We start from the raw sequence: 22580 nt of genomic DNA on the forward strand, positions 1-22580 counted from the left end.
CCGGTCAACCGGTGTCACCGGGTCGCGAGCCGCGGCTCCCGCCGGACCGGGTACGGGGTCCCGTCGTACTGGTTGCGGCCGGGCTCGCCCGCCGAGAAGCCGAGCACCACGAGCAGGACGATCGCGCCGGCGACCGGGACCAGGCCCCACAGCAGGAACCAGCCCGAGCGGCCGGTGTCGTGCAGCCGGGTCACCGCCGCGCTGATCGAGGGCGCGAACAGCGCCAGCGAGACCAGCAGGGTGATCGGCCCGCCCGAGAAGCTGACGTCGGCGCTGTAGGAGTAGTAGCCGTAGGACTCGTAGCCGGCCGTGTACCAGGCGGTCCCCAGGGCGATGTCGGCCCAGACCGCCGCGACGCTCGCCGCCCACAGCGGCAGCGCGTAGTGCAGCCAGTAGGTGCGCCGGTCGATCCGGCCGCGCCGCACGTACCAGCTGCCGTGCGAGGAAGCCTGCGGGTTCGCGCGGTCGTGGCCGAGGTACGGGTACTCGCTCATGTCGTCTCCCTGTCCGGCCCCGGGTGCCGGGGCTCCCTGTCGTCGGGGGAGACGGTGTCGGCCGGTGCTTGTCCGGCCCTTGCGCGCGACTGGAGGCCGCGCCGCAAGTCGGGCTCAGGCGGGGACGTCCTCCCGGCAGCCCGAGGCCAGCGCCCGCTCGGCGGCGGCCAGCACGACGACGACCTCGCGGCCGAAGCCGACGTCGCAGGGGTGCGTGCCGCCGGTGACCGCCGCCGCGGTGAGCTCGTCGACCGCCGCCGTCAGCGACGCGACCGGGCTCTCGGTGTCGGGCAGGAGCACCAGCCGCCCGGCGTCGCCGTGGACGGAGAACTCGATGCCGGTGGCCAGCGGCGCCACCGTGTGCGACAGCGTGACGGTCGAGGCCACCCCGGGGGTGGCGTGCTGGAGGACCAGGTGCACGGTGTCGCCGGCGCCCGCGCCCGCCTGCACCGACACCACCGGGCCCAGCGCCGGCACCAGCAGCGACAGCGCGTGCGGGCCGATGTCCCACAGCGCCCCGTACCGGCGGCGCCAGGCCGAGTCGAACGGGCTCCCGGCCAGCGCCGACAGCCACGAGGCGGCGCCGCCGGCCAGCCGGGTGCGGCCCGCCTGGGCCAGCCACGACGTCGTCTGCGCCTGGAACCGGAAGGTGAAGAACACGACCGAGGCGACCCCCGCGGACCGCACCGCCGTCACCACCCGGTCGGCCTCGTCGACGGTCAGCCCGATCGGCTTCTCCAGCAGCAGGTGCCGGCCGGCGGCGGCCGCCTGCTCGGCCAGGGGCACCTGCACGTCCGGCGGGACGGCGACCGACACCGCGTCGACCCGCTCCAGCAGCGCCGCGAGGTCGTCCGTACCGGGGACGTCGAACTCCGCGCCCACCTCGGCGGCCTTGCCCGCGTCCCGGCCCCAGATCCCGGCGAGCTCCGCGGTGGGGTGCGCGGCGATCGCCGCCGCGTGCACGGTGCGGGCCCAGTGACCGGTGCCCAGGACGGCGAACCGCACGGTCAGACCGCGCCGAACTGGCGGTCCCCGGCGTCGCCGAGGCCCGGGACGATGTACGCCTTCTCGTTGAGGCCCTCGTCGACGCTGGCGGTGAACACCCGCAGCGGCAGGCCGCTCTGCTCCAGCCGCTCCAGGCCGACCGGCGCGGCCAGCGCGCACAGCACGGTGATCTCGGTGGCGCCGCGGTCGGTGAGCAGCGTGCAGCAGTGCACCAGGGAGCCGCCGGTGGCCAGCATCGGGTCCAGCACGAACACGTGCCGGCCGACCAGGCTCTCCGGCAGCGAGGCCATGTACGCCTCGGGCTGGAAGGTCACCTCGTTGCGCGCCAGGCCGACGAAGCCCATCTGCGACTCCGGCAGCATCCCGTGCGCGGTGTCGGCCATGCCCAGCCCGGCCCGCAGCACCGGGACGATCAGCGGCGGCGCGGCCAGCCGGTAACCGGTCGTCGTCGTCACCGGGGTGGTGATCGGCTCCTCGGCGACGGCGAGGTCGCGCGTGGCCTCGTACACCAGCATCTGGGTCAGCTCCCGCAGCGCCGCCCGGAAGGCGGCGTTGTCGGTCCGCTCGTCGCGCATCCGCGACAGACGGGCACGGGCGAGCGGGTGGTCGACGACGGTCAGCTGCACGGGCGCCACCGTAACGGTCAGGGCGCGACGGCCAGGAACAGGAAGCCGGCCAGCAGGACCAGGTGGACCACGCCCTGCAGCCGGGTCGCCCGGCCGGGCACCACGGTGAGCACCGCGACGACGACGGTCACCGCGAGCAGCACCATCTGCGTGGCGCCGAGCCCGAGCAGCAGCGGCCCGTCCAGCCAGATCGAGGCCACCGCGATCGCCGGGATGGTCAGCCCGATGCTCGCCATCGCCGACCCGAACGCCAGGTTCAGGCTGGTCTGCAGCCGGTTGCGGCGGGCGGCGTTGGCGGCCGCGAGCGTCTCGGGGGCCAGCACGAGCAGCGCGATCACCACGCCGACGAACGACTGCGGGAAGCCGATCGCGGCCACCCCGGCCTCGATGGCGGGCGACTCCACCTTCGCCAGCCCGACGACGGCGACCAGCGCCACCAGCAGCAGCCCGAGGCTGGTCAGCGCGGTCCGGTTCGACGGCGGCTCGGCGTGCTCGTCCTCGTCGTCGCGGCTGCCGTCGACGGGGACGGGGAGGAAGAAGTCGCGGTGCCGGACGGTCTGGGTGACCACGAACGCGCCGTAGAGCACGAGCGAGGCGAGCGCGGCGAAGGTCAGCTGCGCCGTCGAGAACTCCGGCCCGCTGACGCTCGTGGTGTAGGTGGGCAGGACCAGGCACATCACCGCGAGGGTGAGCACGGTCGCCAGCGCCGCCCCGGCCCCCTCGCGGTTGAAGACGACGACGTCGTGCCGCAGCGCCCCCAGCAGCACCGACAGCCCGAGGATGCCGTTGCAGGTGATCATCACCGCGGCGAACACCGTGTCCCGCGGCAGGGACGCCGCCTCGGGCCCGCCGGACGCCATCAGCGTGACGATCAGCCCGACCTCGATCACGGTGACCGCGACGGCGAGCACCAGCGACCCGAACGGCTCCCCCACCCGGTGGGCGACCACCTCGGCGTGGTGGACGGCGGCCAGCACCGCGCCGACGAGGGCGACCGCGTCGACCACCACCACGAGCGCCCCGGGGTCCCCTCCCCAGGTGAGCGCCAGGAGGACCACCGCGGCCACGGGCGCGACGGTGGTCCAGGACAGCAGGGCCGGTCTCGTCGTCGTCGTGGCCATGTCCCCACGCTGCCATGCCCGGCCGGCTCCCCCGGGTGACCGCGGTCCCGGAGTGGCCGATCGCACTGGGAGGATGGGCGCATGACCCACGTGCTCGATCCCGGGACGCTGGCGGCCGGGACCCGGCCCGGCCCGGGGCCCGGGGCGCCGTTCGACGACGTGACCCGCTCGGACGCCGCCCTCCGCGCCTTCCTGCACGGCCTGCCCGGCGTCGACCAGGTGGGGGCCGAGCAGCGCGCCGCCACCCTCGGCACCCGCTCGATCAAGACCACGGCCAAGGCCTGGGCGATCGACACCGCGATCTCGATGGTCGACCTGACCACCCTCGAGGGCGCCGACACCCCCGGCAAGGTCCGCTCGCTGGCCGCCAAGGCCCGCCGCCCCGACCCCGAGGACCCGACCGCCCCGTCGGTCGCCGCCGTCTGCGTCTACGGCGACCTGGCGGGCGTCGCGCGGGAGGCCCTGGCGGGCACCGGCATCCACGTCGCCGCCGTCGCCACCGCCTTCCCCAGCGGCCGCGCCAGCCGGGAGGTCAAGCTCGCCGACGTCCGCGACGCCGTGGGCAACGGCGCTGACGAGATCGACATGGTCATCGACCGGGGCGCGTTCCTGTCCGGCCGCTACCTGGAGGTGTTCGACGAGGTCGTCGCGGTCAAGGAGGCGTGCGGGGACGCGCACCTCAAGGTCATCCTCGAGACCGGCGAGCTGGTCACCTACGACAACGCCCGCCGCGCCTCGTGGCTGGCGATGCTCGCCGGGGCCGACTTCATCAAGACCTCCACCGGCAAGATCTCCCCCGCGGCCACCCTGCCGGTGTGCCTGGTGATGCTCGAGGCGGTCCGCGACTTCCGCGCCGCCACCGGCCGGCAGGTCGGCGTCAAGCCCGCCGGCGGCATCCGCACCACCAAGGACGCGATCAAGCACCTGGTGCTCGTCAACGAGACCGTCGGCGCCGACTGGCTGTCCCCCGACTGGTTCCGCCTCGGCGCCTCCAGCCTCCTCAACGACCTGCTCCTGCAGCGGCAGAAGCTGCGCACCGGCCACTACTCCGGCCCCGACCACGTGAGCGTCGACTGATGACCACCAGCCCCCTGTTCGAGTACGCCCCCGCCCCCGAGTCCCGGTCGATCGTCGACGTCGCGCCGTCCTACGGCCTGTTCGTCGACGGCGAGTTCGTCGACGGCTCCGGCGAGACCATGAAGACGGTCAACCCGGCCACCGAGGAGGTGCTCAGCGAGGTCGCGGTGGGCACCGAGGCCGACGTCGACCGTGCCGTGAGGGCCGCCCGCCGCGCGTACACCCGCGTGTGGGGCCCGATGCGCCCGGCCGACCGCGGCAAGTACCTGTTCCGGATCGCGCGGATCCTGCAGGAGCGGGCCCGCGAGTTCGCCGTCCTGGAGTCCCTGGACAACGGCAAGCCGATCCGGGAGTCCCGCGACGTCGACGTCCCCCTGGCCGCGGCGCACTTCTTCTACCACGCGGGCTGGGCCGACAAGCTCGCCTACGCGGGCCTCGGGACCGACCCGCGGCCGCACGGCGTGGCCGGCCAGGTCATCCCGTGGAACTTCCCGCTGCTGATGCTGGCGTGGAAGGTCGCCCCGGCGCTGGCCACCGGCAACACCGTCGTCCTCAAGCCGGCCGAGACCACCCCGCTGACCGCGCTGCTGTTCGCCGAGGTGTGCCGGCAGGCCGACCTGCCGCCGGGCGTGGTCAACGTCGTCACCGGCGCCGGCGACACCGGCCGGGCCGTCGTCGAGCACGAGGACGTCGACAAGGTCGCGTTCACCGGCTCGACCGAGGTCGGCCGCTCGATCGCCCGCGCCGTCGCCGGCACCCGCAAGGCGCTGACCCTGGAGCTCGGCGGCAAGGCGGCCAACATCGTCTTCGACGACGCCCCGATCGACCAGGCCGTCGAGGGCATCGTGCGCGGCATCTTCTTCAACCAGGGCCACGTCTGCTGCGCGGGCTCCCGGCTGCTGGTGCAGGAGTCGGTCCACGACGAGGTCATCGCCTCGCTGCAGCGGCGGATCGGCACGCTGCGGGTGGGCGACCCGCTGGACAAGAACACCGACATCGGCGCGATCAACTCGGCCGAGCAGCTCGCCCGCATCCGGGAGCTGTCGGAGATCGGCGAGGCGGAGGGCGCGCAGCGCTGGCAGCCGGCCTGCGACCTGCCCGACCGCGGCTTCTGGTTCCCGCCGACGGTGTTCACCGACGTCTCCCCCGCCCACCGGATCGCCCGCGACGAGGTGTTCGGCCCGGTGCTGTCGGTGCTGACCTTCCGCACGCCCGACGAGGCGGTGGCCAAGGCCAACAACAGCACCTACGGGCTGTCGGCCGGCATCTGGACCGAGAAGGGCTCGCGGATCCTCGCGATCGCCGACCGGCTGCGCGCCGGCGTGGTCTGGGCCAACACGTTCAACCAGTTCGACCCGACGTCGCCCTTCGGCGGCTACAAGCAGTCCGGCTACGGCCGCGAGGGCGGCCGGCACGGGCTGGCCGCGTACCTGAAGGAGAGCTCCCGGTGAGCGACCGTCTCGCGGTCCGCAAGACCTACAAGCTGTACGTGAACGGGGCCTTCCCGCGCTCGGAGTCCGGCCGCACCTACGAGGTCACCGACGCCAGGGGCGCGTTCCTCGCCAACGCGGCGCTGGCCTCCCGCAAGGACGCCCGCGACGCCGTGGTCGCCGCGCGGGCCGCGTTCGGGAAGTGGTCGCGCGCGACCGCCTACAACCGCGGCCAGGTCCTGTACCGGGTCGCGGAGGTGATGGAGGGCCGGCACGCGCAGTTCTGCGAGGAGGTCGCCGCCGGCGAGGGGCTGTCGGCCGGCCGCGCCCGCGCCGTCGTGGACGCCGCCGTCGACCGCTGGGTCTGGTACGCCGGGTGGACCGACAAGCTGGCCGCCGTCCTGGGCAGCGCCAACCCGGTCGCGGGGCCGTTCTTCGACTTCTCCCTGCCGGAGCCGACCGGCGTCGTCGCGGTCCTCGCCCCGCAGCGCTCGTCGCTGCTCGGCCTGGTCAGCGTGCTGGCGCCGGTGCTCGCGGGCGGCAACACCGCCGTCGTCGTCAGCTCGCACGAGCGCCCGCTGCCGGCGGTCACCCTCGGCGAGGTGCTGGCCACCAGCGACGTCCCCGGCGGCGTGGTCAACCTGCTCACCGGCGACGCCGGCGAGATCGGCCCCTGGCTGGCCGAGCACGACGACGTCGACGCCGTCGACCTGACCGGCGCGCCCGCCGGCCGGGCCATGGAGCTCGAGCGGCTGGCGGCCGGCAGCATCAAGCGGGTGCTGCGCCCGCCGGCGGAGGAGCCGGACTGGACCGCCGACCCCGGCACCGGCCGGATGACGCGGTTCCTGGAGACCAAGACGGTGTGGCACCCGAAGGGGGTCTGAAACCCCCGGGTGCGCTCCCGGGCGCACCGGGCAGGATGGGCTCCGTGGCCAGGCCCAGCATCGTCCCCATCGCCCTCACCGTCGACGACCGCACGGGCTACACCCTGTGGGCGCCGCCGTGGGAGGAGGACGGCGAGGAGTGGCAGGCCTTCCTCGGCACCTCCGAGGGGGAGACCGCCACGGTCCACCTCTTCCCCACCCCGGCCGCACTCGCCGCGTTCTGCCGCACCGCCACCGACCACGACCTCGCCGACCACCCGGTCTGGCCGGTCGTGGTCGGGCTGGGCGCGGCGGACCTGACGCCCGACGACGACCACCGCTACGACCTCGACGGCGTCTACGACATCGCCGCCGAGAACCCGGACCGGTGGGCGGTCGAGGAGCTCGCGGCCACCATCGACATCGTCAGCCGGCTGGCCGAGTGCCTGGACACCGCCGGGGACGACGACGAGGACGGCGCGGCCTCCTCGCGGGCCGGCGCGGACGACGACGAGGACACCGACGAGGACACCGACGAGGACACCGACGAGGAGACCGAGTTCCCCTCCCTCGCCGAGCTGGTGGCCCGGCCGGAGATCGGGTCGCTCGGCCTCGGGGTCGACGCGTTCGTCGGCCGCTCGGGCGAGGACGCCTGGATCGGCGTCGGCGGCGCGCTCGACGAGCTGTGGGAGGACGTCCTCGAGGAGCTCTCGGCGCACCTCGACTGGACCGGCGCCGGCACCACCACCCTGGAGGCCTACCCCTCGGCCGCCGACGAGGACCTGACCGACGACGAGGACCTGACCGACGAGGAGCTGACCGACGAGGACCTGACCGACGAGGACCCGTCCGAGGCCGCGCGCGCCGGCCGCGGCGCGGGGGCCACCGTCGCGCGGGGCCCGGACGGCTCGGGCGACCGCCCGGCCGCGGGCGCGGTGGCCGCCGCACCGGCGGAGGCGGCCACCGCCGGGGTGAGCACCATCCGCGGCGGCAGCCGGATCACCGCCACCCCCGCTGCGGTCGCCGCGGCGGCGGAGTTCTGGGAGGCCGTCGGCATCCTCCCGGTCGAGCTCGTCGTCCCCGAGGGCGCCGGCGTGACGCTGCGCTGCTACGTGGAGGACGTCGCCCGGTTCCTCGGCCGCGACGGCGAGGTCTACCTGTTCGACACCCCGGCCGACCTCGCCCGGTTCTGCGCCGGCGACGAGCAGCACGACCTCACCGAGATCGCGTCCTGGCCCGAGGTGGCCGACACCGACGTCATGCCGCTGCCGGCCGAGCAGGACCGCTATGACCTCACCGAGCTGTCCGAGGTGCTCGCCGAGGTGGCCGGGGGCGCGGCGGGCCTGGTCGACCACCGGGTGTTCGCCCAGCCGGTCGAGGGCGTGCGCGACGTCGCCGAGTACGCGGGCCTCACCCGGGTCGACGAGCTGCTCGCCCCCACCGCGCCGCTGGGCCGGGCGGTGGCGCGCGGCGAGCGGGAGCCCGGCGCCACCCTGCGCGCCGAGGACGCCGCTCTGCTGCGGGAGGCCTGGGACGAGGTCGTCGCCCAGGTCGGCGGGGCGCTGGTCTTCCGCCACTGACGGACGTGCCCCGGGCTCCGCACCCGGGCACGGCCGGGCGCCGGGACCTCCCTGCCGTGAGCTCGTGCTCTGCCCACGGGTGGGGGCAGAGCACGAGCGTCCAGCGGAGCACTCCGCCTCTCCCCTTCGTGCTCTGCCCACGGGTGGGGGCAGAGCACGAGCGACCACGGAACAGCACAGCGGCCGGCCCCGGGAGTCCCGGGACCGGCCGTGGTGAGGTGCTGGAACGCCCCGCGTCAGGGACCCGCCGCGGGCGTGCCAGCGGTGGGGGGACGCGGGGTCCTCCGTCAGTCGCGCGCGGGCGCGGGGCGGTCGGACCGCCCGCCGCGGTGGCCCTCGCCGGGGCCGCGGTAGCGGTCGCGGTCGCCGGAGGGCCGGCGCGGCCGGTCGTCACGGCGGCCGCGGTCGCCTTCGCCGTAGGAGCGGCGGCGCCGGTCGCCGTCGCGGCGCGGACGCCGGCCGCCGGGGCCGCCGTGCGGGCGGCGCGACTCGCGGGCCGGCCGCTCGACCGGCTCCACCGGCACGCCGCTGGCGACGAGCTCGGCGATCGGGGCGTCGCCCGGCCGGATGCGGTCGACCTGCGGGTCCACCTTCGCCTGCCGGAACCGCCGCTTGGCCTGACCGACCTGGTCGGGCAGCAGCAGCGAGACCACGACGCCGCCGGCGCCGGCGCGGGCGGTGCGGCCCGAGCGGTGCAGGTAGGTCTTGTGGTCGGCCGGCGGGTCGTAGTGCAGGACCAGCGAGACGTCGTCGACGTGGATGCCGCGGGCGGCGACGTCGGTGGCCACCAGCACGGGGCTGCGGGCGTCGGTGAACGCCTCGAGCGCCCGCCGGCGGGCCGACTGCGGCAGCCCGCCGTGAATCGCCTCGGCCTTGATGCCGACGGCCTGCAGGTTCTCGGTGAGCCGGTCGACGCCGAGCTGGGTGCGGGCGAACACGATCGTGCGGCCCGGCCGCGCGGCCAGCTCCTGGGTCACCGGCACCTTGTCGCGGAAGGCGACGCTGTAGGCCAGGTGCTCGGCCGGCGGGGCGTCGTCGCCGGCGCGCTTGACCTCGTGCCGCGCGGGGTCGGTCAGGTAGCGGCGGACCAGCGTGTCCACCTCGCCGTCCAGCGTGGCCGAGAACAGCAGCCGCTGGGCGTCGGGACGGGTCTGGTCGAGCAGCTCCTGCACGACGGGCAGGAAGCCGAGGTCGGACATGAAGTCGGCCTCGTCGACGACGCTGACCTCGACGTCGGCGAGGGTGACCTCGCGCTGGCCGATCAGGTCCTGCAGCCGGCCGGGGGTGGCGACGACGACGTCGACGCCGCGGCGCAGCTGGGAGATCTGGCGCCCCATCGAGGCGCCGCCGTAGACGGTGGCGAACTGGGCACCGACGGCCTGGCCGAGCGGGGCCAGGTTGTCGGAGACCTGCTGGGCGAGCTCGCGCGTGGGCACGAGCACCAGCGCGCGCGGGGCGCGGGGGCCGCGGCGGGCGGTGAGGCCCATGCGGGCGAGCATCGGCAGGCCGAAGGCCAGGGTCTTGCCGGACCCGGTCGCCGCCTTGCCCAGCACGTCGCGCCCGGTGAGGGCGTCGGGCAGGACGGAGGCCTGGATGGCGAAGGGCGCGCGGATGCCGCGCCGCTCGAGGGCGGTCACCAGCTGCTGGGGCAGGCCCAGCTGGGCGAACGTGGGGCCCGCCGGGGCGGGGGTGTCGAGGGTGCTCTGGACGTCGACGGTGTCGGACGTGGTCATGCGGGGGTGGGGACTCCGATACAGCTCGGGCGCGTCCCGTGGTGGTGCGCGGGCGCCGTCAGTCGGCGTCCTCACTGGCGATCGCGGGCGTCGTGGGACGCGGCGGATCTGCACGGATGCGCTCATGCCCGGACGGACCGTCCGGGAGGATGTCCGGCGAGTGCCGGCACACCCACGGTAACAGCGGCGGCCGGTCCGCCCTTCCGCAGCGGGCGGTGGCCGTGATCACCCGCGGAGGGCGGCGTACCCCGGGCGGACGACGTCGTCGAGCAGCCGGGCCCGCTCGGCGTCGTCGGTGAACGCCGCGGCCAGCGCCCGCTCGGTGACCGTCTGGAGGTCGTCCCAGCCCCAGCCGTGGGCGGCGGCGACGTCGGTCAGCTCGCTGGTCACCGAGACGCCGCTCATGAGCCGGTTGTCGGTGTTCACCGTGACGGCGAAGCCCAGCCGGTGCAGCCGGCCCACCGGGTGCCGCGCGATCGAGGGGTAGGCGCCGGTCTGCACGTTCGACGACGGCGCGACCTCCAGCGGCACCTGCTCGTCGAGGACCCGCCGCGCCAGCGGGCCGAGCGGGCCCTCCATCGGCACCTCGTCGGCGATCCGCACGCCGTGGCCGAGCCGCTCGGCGCGGGCGCCGTCCAGCGCGGCCCGGATGCTGTCGACGCCGGCCGCCTCGCCGGCGTGGACGGTGCGGTGCGCGCCGGCGCGGTCGAGCAGCGCGATCGCCCCGGGGATCCGGTCCGGCGGGAAGCCGATCTCCGGCCCGGCCAGGTCGAAGCCGACGACGCCGGCGTCCCGGTACCGGACGACGAGGCCGGCGACCTCCTCCCAGCGGTCCTCCTGCCGCATCGCGCACAGCAGCGTGCCGACCGTGATCGGCGTCCCCGCCGCGGCCGCCTCGGTGCTGCCCGCGGCGAACCCGTCGAGGATCGCCTCCACGGCCTCCTCGATCGGGGTGCCGCCCGCCGTCACCAGCTCCGGCGCCATGCGGACCTCGGCGTACACGACGCCGTCGGCGGCGAGGTCGAGGGCGCACTCGCGGGCCACCCGCCGCACCGCCTCGGGCCGCTGCATCACCCCGACGGTGTGCGCGAACGTCTCCAGGTACCGCACCAGCGAGCCGGAGTCGGCGGCCTCGCGGAACCAGGTCCCCAGCGCCTCCGCGTCGTGGGCGGGGAGGGCGCGGTAGCCCGCCTCGTCGGCGAGCTCGAGCACCGTCTGCGGACGCAGCCCGCCGTCGAGGTGGTCGTGCAGGAGGACCTTGGGCGCGCGGCGGACCGAGTCGGCGTCGAGTGGTGCGGGCACCACCCGACGCTATCTCGTGCCGCGCTCCTGCCAGCGGAAGGTCAGGACGCAGAGCACCAGACCGGCGGCGCACCACACGGCCAGCACCAGCGCCACCCGCCCGAGCTCCCAGGACCCGGCCGGCTCCTGCGCGGCGAGCGCGTCGGGGAGGAAGACCGAGCGCAGGCCCTGCGCCATCCACTTGAGCGGGAACAGCGACGCGACCGTCTGCATCCAGCCCGGCACCTGGCTGAACTGGAAGAAGACGCCGGAGATGAACTGCAGCACCAGGGCGATCGGCGTGACCGTGGCCGACGCCGACCGGCCGTTGCGCGCGAGGCTGGACACGGCGATGCCGAGCAGCGTGCACGCCGCGGCGCCGAGCGCGGTCACCCAGGCGAAGGTCAGCCAGTCGCGGCCCGAGGGCAGGTCGACGTCGTAGAAGACCGCCCCGACCGCCAGCAGGACCACGATGATCAGCACCGTGACGGCGAGGACCTGCACGACCTTGCCGACGAAGTAGGCGCTGCGCGGCATCGGGGTGCCGTAGAGGCCCTTGAGCGTGCCGTCGGCGCGTTCGGTGGCGATCGAGATCGCCATGTTCTGCAGGCTGGCCCCGAGGATGCCGGCGGCGATCACACCGGCCAGGAAGTACTGGACGAAGCTGACCCCGCTGCCGAGGTCGTAGTCGAGCACCGCGCCGAACACCACGAGCAGCAGCACGGGGAAGACGAGGGTGAACACCACCGACTCGCGCTGCCGGAAGAACTCCTTGAGCTCCACCCCGGCGCGGGAGCGGTAGACGGCGGGCAGCGACGGCAGCGCCGTCCGCCCCCGGGTGACGGTTCCGGCGCTCACGCGCGGGCCTCCCCGATCATCTGCAGGTACACGTCCTCGAGGGTCGGGCGGGCCACCGCCAGGTCGGGCACCTCGCCGGGGAAGCGGGCGGACAGCGCGGAGACGAACGCCGTCGGGGTCGCGGTGGCCTCGCTGTGCCGGACGCCGTCCTCGGTCCAGCTGACCACCGCCGGCGCACGCCCGCGGCCGCCCAGCTCCGAGGGGACGGCGACCTCGGCCAGCCGCCCGTGCGCGATGACGCCGACCCGGTCGGCCAGCGCCTCGGCCTCGTCCAGGTAGTGGGTGGTGAGCAGCATCGTGGTGCCGAGGTCGCGCAGCGAGCGGATCAGCGACCAGAACTGCCGCCGCGCCTCGGGGTCGAAGCCGGTGGTCGGCTCGTCGAGGAACAGCAGCGAGGGGCGGCCGACGATGCCGAGCGCGACGTCGAGCCGGCGGCGCTGGCCGCCCGACAGCGAGCGGCCGCGGGCGCGGGCCTTCCCGGTCAGCCCGACCAGCTCGAGCACCTCGTCGGGGTCGCGCGGGTCGGGGTAGTAGGACGCCTGCGCGCGCAGCAGCTCGCGGCAGGTCAGCTGGCTGTCCCCGGCGCCGGACTGCAGCACGATGCCCAGCTGCGCCTTCCACCGGCGCCCGCCCGAGGCCGGGTCGGTGCCGAGCACCCGCACCTCGCCGCCGTCGCGGTCGCGGAAGCCCTCGCAGATCTCGACCGTCGTCGTCTTGCCGGCGCCGTTGGGGCCGAGCAGCGCGAAGATCTCGCCGCGCCGGATGTCGAGGTCCAGGCCGTCGACGGCGGTCGCGGTGCCGTAGCGCTTCACCAGCCCGCGGACGGAGATCGCCGCGTCCGGATCGAGGGGCTCCCCGGCGCGCGGGGCGGCGGTGGAGGTCGGTACCGCGGACGTGCTGGTCACGAGGACCCAGTGTCCTCTCCGATCGCGGCCCCGCGCCGACCGCCCTGGTCCGGCCCTCCTGCGGGGGCCCGCCGCCGGCCCCGTCCCGAGGCTCACCCCGAGCCTGCGAGGGGTGAGGAGGACGGGGTCCTTCCGGGGTGGGGCAGGAGGGCCCCTCAGGCGGAGATGCGGTCGATCAGCAGGGGCAGCGGCTCGTCGCCGGTGTCGACGCCGAGCGCACCCTCCAGCGCCTCCAGCGCCCGCGGGATGCGCGCGGCGTCGTCGGTGTGAAGCTCGAGCAGCGGCTGGCCCTCGGTCACCCGCTCCCCCACCGTCGCCGTCCAGGTGACGCCGGCGGCTGCGGAGACCGGGTCCTCCTTGCGTGCGCGGCCGGCGCCCAGCCGCCAGGCGGCGACGCCCAGGGCGTAGGCGTCCAGGCGGGTGAGCGTGCCGGTGGCCGGGGCGGTCACCACGTGCGTCTCCGCCGGCTGCGGCAGCGGCGCGTCGGGGTCGCCGCCCTGCGCGGCGACCATCCGCCGCCACACGTCCATCGCCCGGCCGTCGCGCAGCGCGTCGGCGGGGTCGACGTCGGGGCGCCCGGCGCCGGTGAGCATCTCCCGCGCCAGGGCCAGGGTCAGCTCGACGACGTCGGCGGGGCCGCCGCCGGCGAGGACCTCCACCGACTCGGCGACCTCGACGGCGTTGCCGGCGGCGCGGCCCAGCGGCCGGTCCATCGCGGTCACCAGCGCCACGGTGCTCACCCCGGCCGCCTCGCCGAGGCCGACCATGGTGCGGGCCAGCTCGCGGGAGGACTCGGGGTCCTTCATGAACGCCCCCGAGCCGGTCTTGACGTCGAGCACCAGCGCGTCCGCGCCCTCGGCGATCTTCTTGCTCATGATCGAGCTGGCGATCAGCGGGATCGACTCGACCGTCGCGGTCACGTCGCGCAGCGCGTAGAGCTTCTTGTCCGCCGGCGCGAGGTCGTGCCCGGCGGCGCAGATCACCGCGCCCACCTCGGCGAGCTGCCGCAGGTAGGCATCCTCGTGCACGTCGGCCCGCCAGCCGGGGATCGACTCGAGCTTGTCCAGCGTGCCGCCGGTGTGGCCCAGGCCCCGGCCCGACAGCTGCGGCACCGCGACGCCGCAGGCGGCGACCAGCGGCGCGAGCGGCAGGGTGGTCTTGTCGCCGACGCCGCCGGTGGAGTGCTTGTCGGCGGTCGGCCGGCCCAGCGGGGACAGGTCCTTCCGCTCGCCGGAGTCGATCATCGCCTGCGTCCACACCGAGAGCTCGCCGGCGGACATGCCCCGGAAGAACACCGCCATGAGCAGGGCGCTCATCTGCTCGTCGGGGATCGTGCCGTCGGTGTAGGCGCCGATCACCCAGCGGATCTGCTCGTCGGTGAGCCGGTCGCCGTCGCGCTTGGCGCGCAGCACGTCGATGGCGTCGAACGCGGCCATCAGCCCTGCCCCCGCTCCGCCGCGGCGACCAGGTCGTCGGGGCCGAAGGCGTCGGGCAGCACCTCGCGCATCGGCACGATGCCCAGCGACACCGTCTCGATGAGCATGTCGGCGCCGCCGTGCTCCCACAGCAGCTGCCGGCACCGGCCGCACGGCATGAGCGGCTGCCCGTCCCCGCCGACGCAGGCCACCGCGACCAGCCGGCCGCCGCCGGTGCGGGCGAGGTCGCTGACCATCCCGCACTCGGCGCACAGGCCCAGGCCGTAGCTGGCGTTCTCGACGTTGCAGCCGGTGACCACCCGGCCGTCGTCGACCAGCCCGGCCACGCCCACGGGGAACCGCGAGTACGGCGCGTAGGCGTGCGTCATGGCCTCCCGGGCCGCGCCGCGCAGCGCGTCCCAGTCGACGTCCGCCATCTAGTGCTCTCCTCTTCGGTAGACCAGCCCGTCGGCCTTGGGCATCCGCAGCCGTTGGGACGCCAGCGACAGCACCAGCAGCGTGGTCAGGTGCGGGGTGAAGAAGACGATCCCCTCGGGCAGCCGGTCGATGGTGAGGAACCCGACCAGCGAGGCGGCGGCGAAGACCCCGGCGATCCCGGCGACCAGCCACCTGCCGCGCCGCGCCTGCACGACCGCCAGGACGGCGAGGAGGACGGCGATGAGCAGCAGCAGGGCCACCACCGCGGTCTGGCTGCGCAGTTGCAGCGCGTCGGCGAACCCGAACAGGCCCGCCCCGGCCGCCAGCCCGCCGGGACGCCAGTTGCCGAAGATCAGGGCGGCCAGGCCGATGAAGCCTCGGCCACCGGTCTGACCCTCGCGGTAGATGCCCGCGACGAACACGAGGAAGACGCCGCCGAGGCCGGCCAGCGCGCCGGAGACGACCACGGCGAGGTACTTCAGCCGGTAGACCGGCACGCCCAGGGAGTCCGCGGCGGCCGGGTTCTCGCCGCACGAGCGCAGCCGCAGGCCGAAGGCCGTCCGCCACAGCAGCAGGTAGGACACCGGGACCAGGAGCACGGCGAGCAGGGTCAGCAGCCCCACGCCGCTGGTCAGCCCGCGCAGCAGGCCGGCCAGGTCGCTGACCAGGAACCAGTGCTGCCGTTCCAGGTCGCCGAGCAGGTCCGGTCCCGAGGACAGCACCGGCAGCGAGAACGACGGCGGGTCGCTGGCCAGGGACGGCGACTGCGTCGGGCCGCCACCGGTCTCCTCGTTGAACAGCAGCTCGGACAGGAAGCGGACGACGCCCTCGGCGAGGATGTTGATCGCGACGCCGGAGACCACGTGGTCGACGCCGAACGTCACCGTGGCGACCGCGTGCAGCAGACCGCCGGCCGCGCCGAAGACCACGCCGCCGATGACCGCGCCGGCCCAGCCCCACTGGTAGCCGGCCCAGCCCGCGCCCCAGGTGCCGAGGACCATCATCCCCTCGAGGCCGATGTTCACCACGCCCGCGCGCTCGGACCACAGCCCGCCGAGCGCCGCCAGGCCGATGGGGACGGCGAGCAGCAGCGCGGCCCGAAGCGTCGAGGACGAGGTGAGCTCCTGCTCGCCCGAGACGACGCGGACCAGCGAGAACAGCAGCCACAGGCCGACGAGCACCCACAGCACCCGCCGCGCCGGGCCGCCGCCGGTCAGCAGGTCGGTCAGCGGGCCGCGGCTGGGCTGACCGGTACGGGTCGTCGCCGTCGTGCTCATGCTCGTGCTCCCTGCTGGTCCCCGGGCGCACCGGCGCGGACCTGCTGCCCGCCGTCCGGGGCGGGAGGCGGCGGCACCGCTCCGTCCCCGCCGCCGTCCGGTCCCGGACCGGCCGACGCGCCGGCCCGCTCGGCCGAGCGCAGCGCCAGCCGCCGGGCGATCTCGTTGGCGATCACGACGGCGAGCACGATCGTGCCCTGGATGATCGTGACGACCGAGGACGGGATGTCGGCGAACTGCAGGGGCAGTGCCGCCCGGTCGAGGAAGGCGAACAGCAGCGCGGCCAGCGCGATGCCCACCGGGGTGCTGCGGCCCAGCAGGGCGACGGCGATGCCGAGGAAGCCGAGGCCGGCGGTGAACTCGGTGCCGTAGTCGTACTGCGAGCCGAGCAGGTCGGGCAGGCCGATCAGGCCGGCGATCGCGCCGGAGATGAGCATGGTCTTCACGACCATGCGCCGGGCGTCGACGCCGCTGGCGGTGGCCGCGGAGGGCGACAGGCCGGTGGCGCGCAGGTCGAACCCGAAGCGGGTGCGCTTGATCAGCACCGCGACGACGACCCCCACCACGATCGCGACCAGCAGGAAGCCGTAGAGACCGCTGCGCGGCGCGGCCAGGCCCAGCCCGGTGAGCAGCCCGTTGAGGCTCGGGAAGCGGCCGGACTCGGGGATCTCCGCGGTCGTGATGATCGAGGCGCCCGGCGGGCTGCCCCGCAGCGGGCCGGTCAGCAGGAACGACGCCAGGCCCAGCGCGATGAAGTTGAGCATGATCGAGCTGATGACCTCGCTGACGCCGCGGGTCACCTTGAGCACGCCGACGATGCCGGCCCACAGCGCCCCGACCACCATCGCGACGACCACGACGAGCAGCACGTGCAGCGGGCCCGGCAGCACGACGGCCGCGCCGACCGCGGCGGCCAGGATGGTGGCCAGCCGGTACTGACCCTCGACGCCGATGTTGAACAGGCCCATCCGGAACGCGACCGCGACGGCCAGCCCGGCGAGGAACAGCGGCACCGCCCGGTTGAGGATCACGACGATCGACTGCACCTGCTGCGAGGGGGTGGTGCCGAGGTCGACCATCACCCCGAACGCCTCGAACGGGTTCTGGCCGATGAGGGCGATGACCACCGCGGAGATGACCAGGGCGACCAGGACCGCGAGCACCGGGCCCAGCAGGGAGAGCCCCACCCGGCGGAGGACGCCGTTCACGCCGCACCCGCCGTCGTCCGCGCGCCGGTCATGTGCCCGCCGAGCTCCTCGGGGGTCACCCGCCGCGGGTCGAGGGTGGCCACCAGCCGGCCGCGGAGCATCACGTGCAGCGTGTCCGACAGGCCGATGAGCTCGTCGAGGTCGGCGGAGACGAGCACGATCCCGAGTCCCTCCGCGCGGGCGTCCTTGAGCAGCTCCCAGATCACCGACTGGGCGCCGACGTCGACGCCGCGGGTCGGGTGGGCGGCGATCAGCAGCCGCGGCGCGGCGCTCATCTCGCGCCCGACGATCAGCTTCTGCTGGTTGCCGCCGGAGAGGGCGACGGCCAGCGTGTCCGGACCGGGCGCGCGCACGTCGTACTCCCGCATGATCCGCGCGGTGTCGGCGCGGGCGCCGCGCCGGTCGATGAAGGGCCCCTTCACGGCCGGCGGGCGGGTCTGGTGGCCGAGGATGCGGTTCTCCCAGAGCGGCGCGTCCAGCAGCATGCCCTGGCGGTGCCGGTCCTCGGGGATGAAGCCGACGCCGGCCTCCCGGCGGGCGCGGGTGCTCCAGCCGGTGACGTCCTCCGTCCCGAGGACGACCGACCCGGCAGCCAGCGGGCGCAGCCCCATGATCGCGTCGACGAGCTCGGCCTGGCCGTTGCCCTCGACCCCGGCGATGCCGACGACCTCGCCCTCCCGCACGGTGAGCGTGACGTCGTCCACCACGGGGCGGTGCCCCACGTCGGTGACGGTGACGCCGGTCAGCTGCAGCACGGGGGTCTCGCGGACGGTGGACTCGCGGGTCTCCGGGGTGGGCAGCTCGGCGCCGACCATCAGCTCGGCCAGCTGCCTGGCCGTCGTCGTCCTCGGGTCGGCCGTGCCGACCGTGGTGCCGCGCCGGATGACCGTGATCGAGTCGGCGACGCGGCGCACCTCGTCGAGCTTGTGCGAGATGAAGATGACCGTCAGGCCCTCGCGCTTGAGCTCGGCGAGGTTGGCGAACAGCTCGTCGACCTCCTGCGGCACGAGCACGGCGGTCGGCTCGTCGAGGATCAGGGTCCGCGCGTTGCGGTAGAGGACCTTGGCGATCTCGACCCGCTGCCGGTCGCCGACGCCGAGGTCCTCGACCAGCGCGTCGGGCCGCAGTCCGAGGGAGTAGCGGTCGGAGATGTCGGTGATCCGGCGGCGCGCCTCGGCGAGGTCCAGCCGGCCGCGCCGGGTGGGCTCGCTGCCGAGGACGACGTTCTCCAGGACGGTGAAGTTGTCGGCCAGCATGAAGTGCTGGTGGACCATGCCGATGCCCGCCGCGATGGCGTCGGCCGGGCTGCGGAAGGTCACCTCGCGGCCGTCGACGAGGACCTGCCCCTCGTCGGGGCGGTGCTCGCCGTAGAGGGTCTTCATCAGCGTCGACTTGCCGGCGCCGTTCTCGCCCACGATGGCGTGCACCTCGCCGCGACGGACCCGCAGCTCGATGTCCCGGTTCGCCACCACGCCGGGGAAGCGCTTGGTGATCCCGCGCAGCTCGACGGCGAGGGGGACGTCACCCGCCGCCGGACTGTCTGCTGGCGAGTCCGCTGGTGCCATGCCGGCATCTCCTCGCTGTGGCCCGCCGGTGGGCGGGAGGTCACTTCGGACGGCTCCGGCGCGCGGGATCAGCCGCTGCGCCGGGCTTCGGGGCCCTGGGGCCGTGCGTATGGTGCCCTACCCACCGGGCTCCGTCCGAGCCCGGGGCGGCCCCGGCGCACCGCGGGCCCGGGCGTTCCCGCCCGGGCCCGCGTCGCAGGGTGGATCAGTCGTGCGGGCAGACCCGCACGAGGGTCACTCGATCGTCGTCGGGACCGTGATGGTGCCGTCGATGATCTGCTGCGCGTACCCGTCGATGTCCTGCTGGATGTCGTCGATGTAGCCGCCCGACGTGGACAGGCCCACGCCCTCGCCCTCCAGGTCGTAGCGGACGTCGGCAGCGCCCTCCACGGTGCCCTCGGAGAACTCGTTGATGAACGCCTCCACCGCGTTGTCGACCCGCTTGAGCATCGAGGTCATGATCACGGCCTGCAGCGCCGGGTCGTCGACCGTCTGGTACTGGTCGGAGTCGACGCCGATGGCGCGCTTGCCGGCGCTCGCGGCGGCCTGGAAGACGCCGACACCCGAGCCACCGGCCGCGTGGTAGACGATGTCGGCCCCGGCGTCGTACATGCCCTGGGCGACGATCTGGCCGCGGGCCGGGTCGTTGAAGCCGCTGAAGTCACCGGCCGGCGAGATGTACTGCCGGTCGATGACGATCTGCGGGTTGACCGCCTGGGCACCGGCCACGTAGCCGGCCTCGAACTTCTCGATCAGCGGGCTCTCCACGCCGCCGACGAAGCCGATGTGGGCGCTCTCGCTCTTCAGCGCGGCGGCGACGCCGGCCAGGAACGACCCCTGCTCCTCGGCGAAGACCAGCCCGGTGACGTTGTCGCCCTTGGCGCCGTCCTCGTTGGACCCGTCGACCTGCGCGAACGTGGTGTCGGGGAACTGCGGCGCGACCTCGGCGATGACGTCGTCGTAGTTGAAGCCGACGGCGATGACCGGGTTGAAGCCCTGCTCGGCCAGCTGGGTGAGCAGCTCGGCGCGGTTGGAGGCGTCGTCGTTGGGGCTGAGCTCCTGCAGCTCGCCGCCGAGGGCCTCGACGGCCGCCGACGCACCGGCGTAGGCGGAGTCGTTGAACGACCGGTCACCGCGGCCGCCGGTGTCGTAGGCGAGGCCGACGCGCAGCTCCTCGGTGGCGGTGCCGCCACCCTCGCCGCCGCCACCGGCGGCGGGCTCGTCGCTGGCACAGGCCGCCAGGGCCATGCTGCCGGCCAGCAGCAGCGCTGCGGCCTTCATCTTCCGCGCTCGGCGCAAGACGATCTCCTCTCTGGAGGGAGCTGCCCGCGCAGGACGCGGAGGGCGCTCCCGTGGGTCCTGGTCGCGGCCGCCCGCGGGCGGCCGCCCGGACGTGGACGACCCCGGCACGCTAACCGCGGTCTCCGGGCAGGCCGCCATGCCTGCGGCGGACCGAGACGGGATCGTTGTGAAGCGGCCCGGATCCGTGGCCCCCGCCACTGCGCCCGGTCCCCGCAGGTGCCCCCGCCGGGGCTAGCGTCCCCTCGTGCGGCGACGACGGGGTGCGCTCGCGGCCGTCCTGGCCGTGCTGGCCGTCCTCCTCGGGGGCGGCCCGGCGGTGGCCGCCCCGGACCCCGCGCGGCCCACCGCCGACCCCGCCGCCCCGACCCCGACCGCGCCGCTGCCCGGCGGCCCGCCGCAGGGCGAGGGCCCCGGTGGGGTCACCGTGGGCGGGGAGGGCCTGGACACCCGCGGCACGGTCGTCGTCGACGGCGCGCCACCGCTGCCGGCCGACGTCGTCGCGGCCGGGTGGCTCGTGGCCGACGCCGGCACCGGCGACGTCCTGGCCGCCCGCGACCCGCACGGCCGCTACTACCCGGCGAGCACGCTCAAGACGCTGACGCTGCTCACCCTGGCCCACCGGCTGGACCCGGCGGCGGTGGTCGCCGGCACCGTCGAGGACGAGGCGATGGAGGGCAGCAAGGTCGGGATCGTCGTCGGCGGCCACTACCCGGTCGGGCTGCTGTTCCAGGCGCTGGTGATGCAGTCGGGCAACGACGCGGCCAACGCGCTGGCCCGGGCGTTCGGCGGGACGGCGGCCACCGTGGACGCGATGAACGCCACCGCCCTGGAGATGGGCGCCTTCGACACGGTCGCGGGCTCGCCGTCGGGCCTCGACGTCGCCGGCCAGTCCTCCTCGCCCTACGACCTCGCGCTGTTCTTCCGGGCGCTGGTCGCCGACCCGTTCACCGCCGGGATCCTGCTGACGCCGACGGCGCAGATGCCCGGCGTCGAGGGCCGCTCGCCCGGCTTCCAGATCCAGAACGAGAACCCGCTGGCCGGCTACCCGGGGACCCTGGGCGGCAAGACCGGCTTCACCGACGCCGCCCGGCACACCTTCGTCACCGCCGCCGAGCGCGACGGGCGGCGGCTGGTGGTCAGCGTCATGGGCACCGAGAACGTGCCGCGCCGGGCCTCCGACCAGGCCGCGCTGCTGCTCGACTGGGGCTTCACGGTGCCGCCGTCGCTGGGCAGCGTCGGCACCCTGGTCGACTCCGCCGCCGACGTCGTCCCTCCCGAGCCGACGACGACCGCCGCCCCCTCCCCCGCCGGGCCGGCGGAGGTCGCCGCCGGCCCGGCGGACCCGGCTCCCCCGGCCGACGACGGCCCGCCGGCCCTGGGCGCGGTGGCGCTCGGCGCGGCGGCGGTCGCGGTGGTGGCCGCGACGCTCATCGGCCGGCGGCGGGCGGTGCGCCGGGCTCCGCGGGGACCGGCGGGTCCACAGGCCCGGCGGGGCGCTCGGGACCGGCGGGGACCTCCGGGGCGGTCGGGACCGTCCGCTCCAGGGCCGGGAGGGTCGCCGTCCACGCTGCGGTGAAGAACGCGAAGCGGGCCACGAGGTTGATCCAGACGAGGATGCCGACCGCGCCGCCGAACGCCGACGAGGTGACGCTGCCGGAGATCAGGGACAGGTAGAGGCTGCCGGCCAGCTTCATCAGCTCGAAGCCGGCCGCGCCGAAGAGCGCACCGGGCAGCAGCAGCCGCAGCGGGTGCGACGTCGAGGGCACCACCCGCAGCAGCCACAGGAACACCAGGACGTCGCCGGTGAAGGCGAGCACGATGCCGAGCACGCTGCTGACGGCGCCCCAGCCGGGCGCGTCCTCGACGCCGAAGACCGTCAGGACGCCGTCGGCGGCCTGGGTGGCGAACCCGGTCAGGCCGATGCTGGCCAGCCCGGCCGCGCCGAGGGCGACCAGCGCGACGAGGTCGGCGAGGTTGTCCCGCCAGAACTCCGGCTCGTCGACCGTCCCCTTCCAGATGCGCTCCATGCCGATCCGCAGCTTGTCCATCGCACGCAGCCCGGCGTAGAGGAAGCCCGCGACGCCGATCAGGCCGGTGAGGCCGGCCGCGCTGACGGCCGAGCGCAGCTCCCGGACGATCTGCTCCCCGGTCTCGTCGGGGAACGCGTCGCGGATGGCGCCGTAGAGCTCCTTCTGCAGCAGCGCGTCCCCGGAGAGCACCAGCGCGATGACCGACGCGACCAGCAGCAGCACCGGGAACAGCCCGAGGAACACGAAGTAGGTGACGCCGGCGGCCATGAGGTCGCCCTGGGTCCGGGTGTAGCGCCCGCCGGCGCGGGCCAGGTGGTCGAACCAGGGCCGGCGGCGGCGCTGGGCGTCGACGACGGCGGTGATCCGGGAGCC

Annotated in this window: 19 protein-coding genes and 1 pseudogene; 5 read left to right on the plus strand and 15 right to left on the minus strand. The window is 75.1% G+C overall.

Annotated elements, in window-relative coordinates; all coding sequences use genetic code 11:
* Positions 1–14: 14 nt before the first annotated feature.
* The 4 genes from ACFO3M_RS06045 to ACFO3M_RS06060 all read right to left on the minus strand — a co-directional run bounded on the left by ACFO3M_RS06045 (position 15) and on the right by ACFO3M_RS06060 (position 3246).
* Entirely contained in the window at positions 15–494 is a 480-nt protein-coding gene (locus tag ACFO3M_RS06045; protein ID WP_387987546.1) for a DUF805 domain-containing protein, read from the minus strand.
* A gap of 114 nt (positions 495–608) precedes the next feature.
* The gene (locus ACFO3M_RS06050) at positions 609–1499 is read right to left on the minus strand and encodes a Gfo/Idh/MocA family protein (RefSeq protein ID WP_387987548.1); all 891 of its coding nucleotides are present in this window, start codon (positions 1497–1499) and stop codon (positions 609–611) included.
* A gap of 2 nt (positions 1500–1501) precedes the next feature.
* Positions 1502–2125, minus strand: a complete 624-nt coding sequence (gene upp, locus ACFO3M_RS06055; RefSeq protein WP_387987549.1) for a uracil phosphoribosyltransferase — start codon at positions 2123–2125, stop codon at positions 1502–1504.
* Positions 2126–2142: 17 nt separating this feature from the next.
* On the minus strand, positions 2143–3246 hold the full coding sequence (locus ACFO3M_RS06060; RefSeq protein ID WP_387987551.1) for a calcium:cation antiporter: 1104 nt from the start codon (positions 3244–3246) through the stop codon (positions 2143–2145).
* Between the two features lie 81 nt (positions 3247–3327).
* Between ACFO3M_RS06060 and deoC the strand changes: the two genes are divergently transcribed.
* The 4 genes from deoC to ACFO3M_RS06080 are packed head-to-tail and all read left to right on the plus strand — an operon-like array spanning position 3328 to position 8196.
* A complete protein-coding gene (gene deoC / locus ACFO3M_RS06065) occupies positions 3328–4323 on the plus strand; it encodes a deoxyribose-phosphate aldolase (protein ID WP_387987553.1) in 996 nt (331 codons plus the stop codon).
* On the plus strand, positions 4323–5774 hold the full coding sequence (locus tag ACFO3M_RS06070; protein WP_387987555.1) for an aldehyde dehydrogenase family protein: 1452 nt from the start codon (positions 4323–4325) through the stop codon (positions 5772–5774). Before deoC ends, ACFO3M_RS06070 begins: the two co-directional genes overlap by 1 nt.
* The gene (locus ACFO3M_RS06075; RefSeq protein ID WP_387987557.1) at positions 5771–6637 is read left to right on the plus strand and encodes an aldehyde dehydrogenase family protein; all 867 of its coding nucleotides are present in this window, start codon (positions 5771–5773) and stop codon (positions 6635–6637) included. The genes ACFO3M_RS06070 and ACFO3M_RS06075 overlap by 4 nt, the downstream gene beginning before the upstream one ends.
* A gap of 35 nt (positions 6638–6672) precedes the next feature.
* Positions 6673–8196, plus strand: coding sequence for a hypothetical protein (locus ACFO3M_RS06080; protein WP_387987558.1), 1524 nt, complete (start codon positions 6673–6675; stop codon positions 8194–8196).
* Positions 8197–8483: 287 nt separating this feature from the next.
* Here the strand turns inward: ACFO3M_RS06080 and ACFO3M_RS06085 are convergent, their stop codons facing one another.
* The 10 genes from ACFO3M_RS06085 to ACFO3M_RS06130 form a co-directional block, all read right to left on the minus strand.
* Complete coding sequence (locus ACFO3M_RS06085) at positions 8484–9929, minus strand: DEAD/DEAH box helicase (protein WP_387987560.1); 1446 nt, start codon at positions 9927–9929, stop codon at positions 8484–8486.
* A 225-nt stretch (positions 9930–10154) separates the two neighbouring features.
* The gene (locus ACFO3M_RS06090; protein ID WP_387987562.1) at positions 10155–11231 is read right to left on the minus strand and encodes an adenosine deaminase; all 1077 of its coding nucleotides are present in this window, start codon (positions 11229–11231) and stop codon (positions 10155–10157) included.
* Between the two features lie 9 nt (positions 11232–11240).
* Complete coding sequence (locus ACFO3M_RS06095; RefSeq protein ID WP_387987564.1) at positions 11241–12068, minus strand: ABC transporter permease; 828 nt, start codon at positions 12066–12068, stop codon at positions 11241–11243.
* A complete protein-coding gene (locus ACFO3M_RS06100; RefSeq protein ID WP_387987566.1) occupies positions 12065–12973 on the minus strand; it encodes an ABC transporter ATP-binding protein in 909 nt (302 codons plus the stop codon). The genes ACFO3M_RS06095 and ACFO3M_RS06100 overlap by 4 nt, the downstream gene beginning before the upstream one ends.
* 155 nt (positions 12974–13128) lie before the next feature.
* Positions 13129–14409: a thymidine phosphorylase gene (locus ACFO3M_RS06105; protein ID WP_387987568.1), complete on the minus strand. Its 1281-nt coding sequence runs from the start codon at positions 14407–14409 to the stop codon at positions 13129–13131.
* A complete protein-coding gene (locus ACFO3M_RS06110) occupies positions 14409–14825 on the minus strand; it encodes a cytidine deaminase (protein ID WP_387987570.1) in 417 nt (138 codons plus the stop codon). The genes ACFO3M_RS06105 and ACFO3M_RS06110 overlap by 1 nt, the downstream gene beginning before the upstream one ends.
* A complete protein-coding gene (locus tag ACFO3M_RS06115; protein ID WP_387987572.1) occupies positions 14826–16103 on the minus strand; it encodes an ABC transporter permease in 1278 nt (425 codons plus the stop codon).
* Complete coding sequence (locus ACFO3M_RS06120) at positions 16100–17311, minus strand: ABC transporter permease (protein ID WP_387987574.1); 1212 nt, start codon at positions 17309–17311, stop codon at positions 16100–16102. The genes ACFO3M_RS06115 and ACFO3M_RS06120 overlap by 4 nt, the downstream gene beginning before the upstream one ends.
* Positions 17308–18876: an ABC transporter ATP-binding protein gene (locus ACFO3M_RS06125; protein ID WP_387987576.1), complete on the minus strand. Its 1569-nt coding sequence runs from the start codon at positions 18874–18876 to the stop codon at positions 17308–17310. The genes ACFO3M_RS06120 and ACFO3M_RS06125 overlap by 4 nt, the downstream gene beginning before the upstream one ends.
* Before the next feature lie 234 nt (positions 18877–19110).
* Positions 19111–20175: a BMP family lipoprotein gene (locus tag ACFO3M_RS06130; RefSeq protein WP_387987578.1), complete on the minus strand. Its 1065-nt coding sequence runs from the start codon at positions 20173–20175 to the stop codon at positions 19111–19113.
* Positions 20176–20422: 247 nt separating this feature from the next.
* On the opposite strand from ACFO3M_RS06130, the gene ACFO3M_RS06135 reads away from it, so the two are divergent.
* Positions 20423–21754 (plus strand): D-alanyl-D-alanine carboxypeptidase family protein, encoded by a 1332-nt coding sequence (locus ACFO3M_RS06135; RefSeq protein WP_387987580.1) that lies wholly within the window; start codon positions 20423–20425, stop codon positions 21752–21754.
* 34 nt (positions 21755–21788) lie between these two features.
* Here ACFO3M_RS06135 and ACFO3M_RS06140 read toward each other — a convergent pair.
* Positions 21789–22475, minus strand: a pseudogene (locus tag ACFO3M_RS06140) (YihY/virulence factor BrkB family protein); the annotation flags it as partial.
* Positions 22476–22580: the final 105 nt, after the last annotated feature.

The sequence above is a fragment of the Geodermatophilus arenarius genome, from assembly GCF_042654585.1.
Classification (GTDB): domain Bacteria; phylum Actinomycetota; class Actinomycetes; order Mycobacteriales; family Geodermatophilaceae; genus Geodermatophilus; species Geodermatophilus arenarius.

Coding starts and splice junctions, on each gene's coding strand:
- ACFO3M_RS06045 (WP_387987546.1), bottom strand. CDS start 494: ATGAGCGAGTACCCGTACCTCGGCCACGACCGCGCGAACCCGCAGGCT.
- ACFO3M_RS06060 (WP_387987551.1), bottom strand. CDS start 3,246: ATGGCCACGACGACGACGAGACCGGCCCTGCTGTCCTGGACCACCGTC.
- deoC (WP_387987553.1), top strand. CDS start 3,328: ATGACCCACGTGCTCGATCCCGGGACGCTGGCGGCCGGGACCCGGCCC.
- ACFO3M_RS06070 (WP_387987555.1), top strand. CDS start 4,323: ATGACCACCAGCCCCCTGTTCGAGTACGCCCCCGCCCCCGAGTCCCGG.
- ACFO3M_RS06080 (WP_387987558.1), top strand. CDS start 6,673: ATGGGCTCCGTGGCCAGGCCCAGCATCGTCCCCATCGCCCTCACCGTC.
- ACFO3M_RS06085 (WP_387987560.1), bottom strand. CDS start 9,929: ATGACCACGTCCGACACCGTCGACGTCCAGAGCACCCTCGACACCCCC.
- ACFO3M_RS06105 (WP_387987568.1), bottom strand. CDS start 14,409: ATGGCCGCGTTCGACGCCATCGACGTGCTGCGCGCCAAGCGCGACGGC.
- ACFO3M_RS06110 (WP_387987570.1), bottom strand. CDS start 14,825: ATGGCGGACGTCGACTGGGACGCGCTGCGCGGCGCGGCCCGGGAGGCC.
- ACFO3M_RS06115 (WP_387987572.1), bottom strand. CDS start 16,103: ATGAGCACGACGGCGACGACCCGTACCGGTCAGCCCAGCCGCGGCCCG.
- ACFO3M_RS06125 (WP_387987576.1), bottom strand. CDS start 18,876: ATGGCACCAGCGGACTCGCCAGCAGACAGTCCGGCGGCGGGTGACGTC.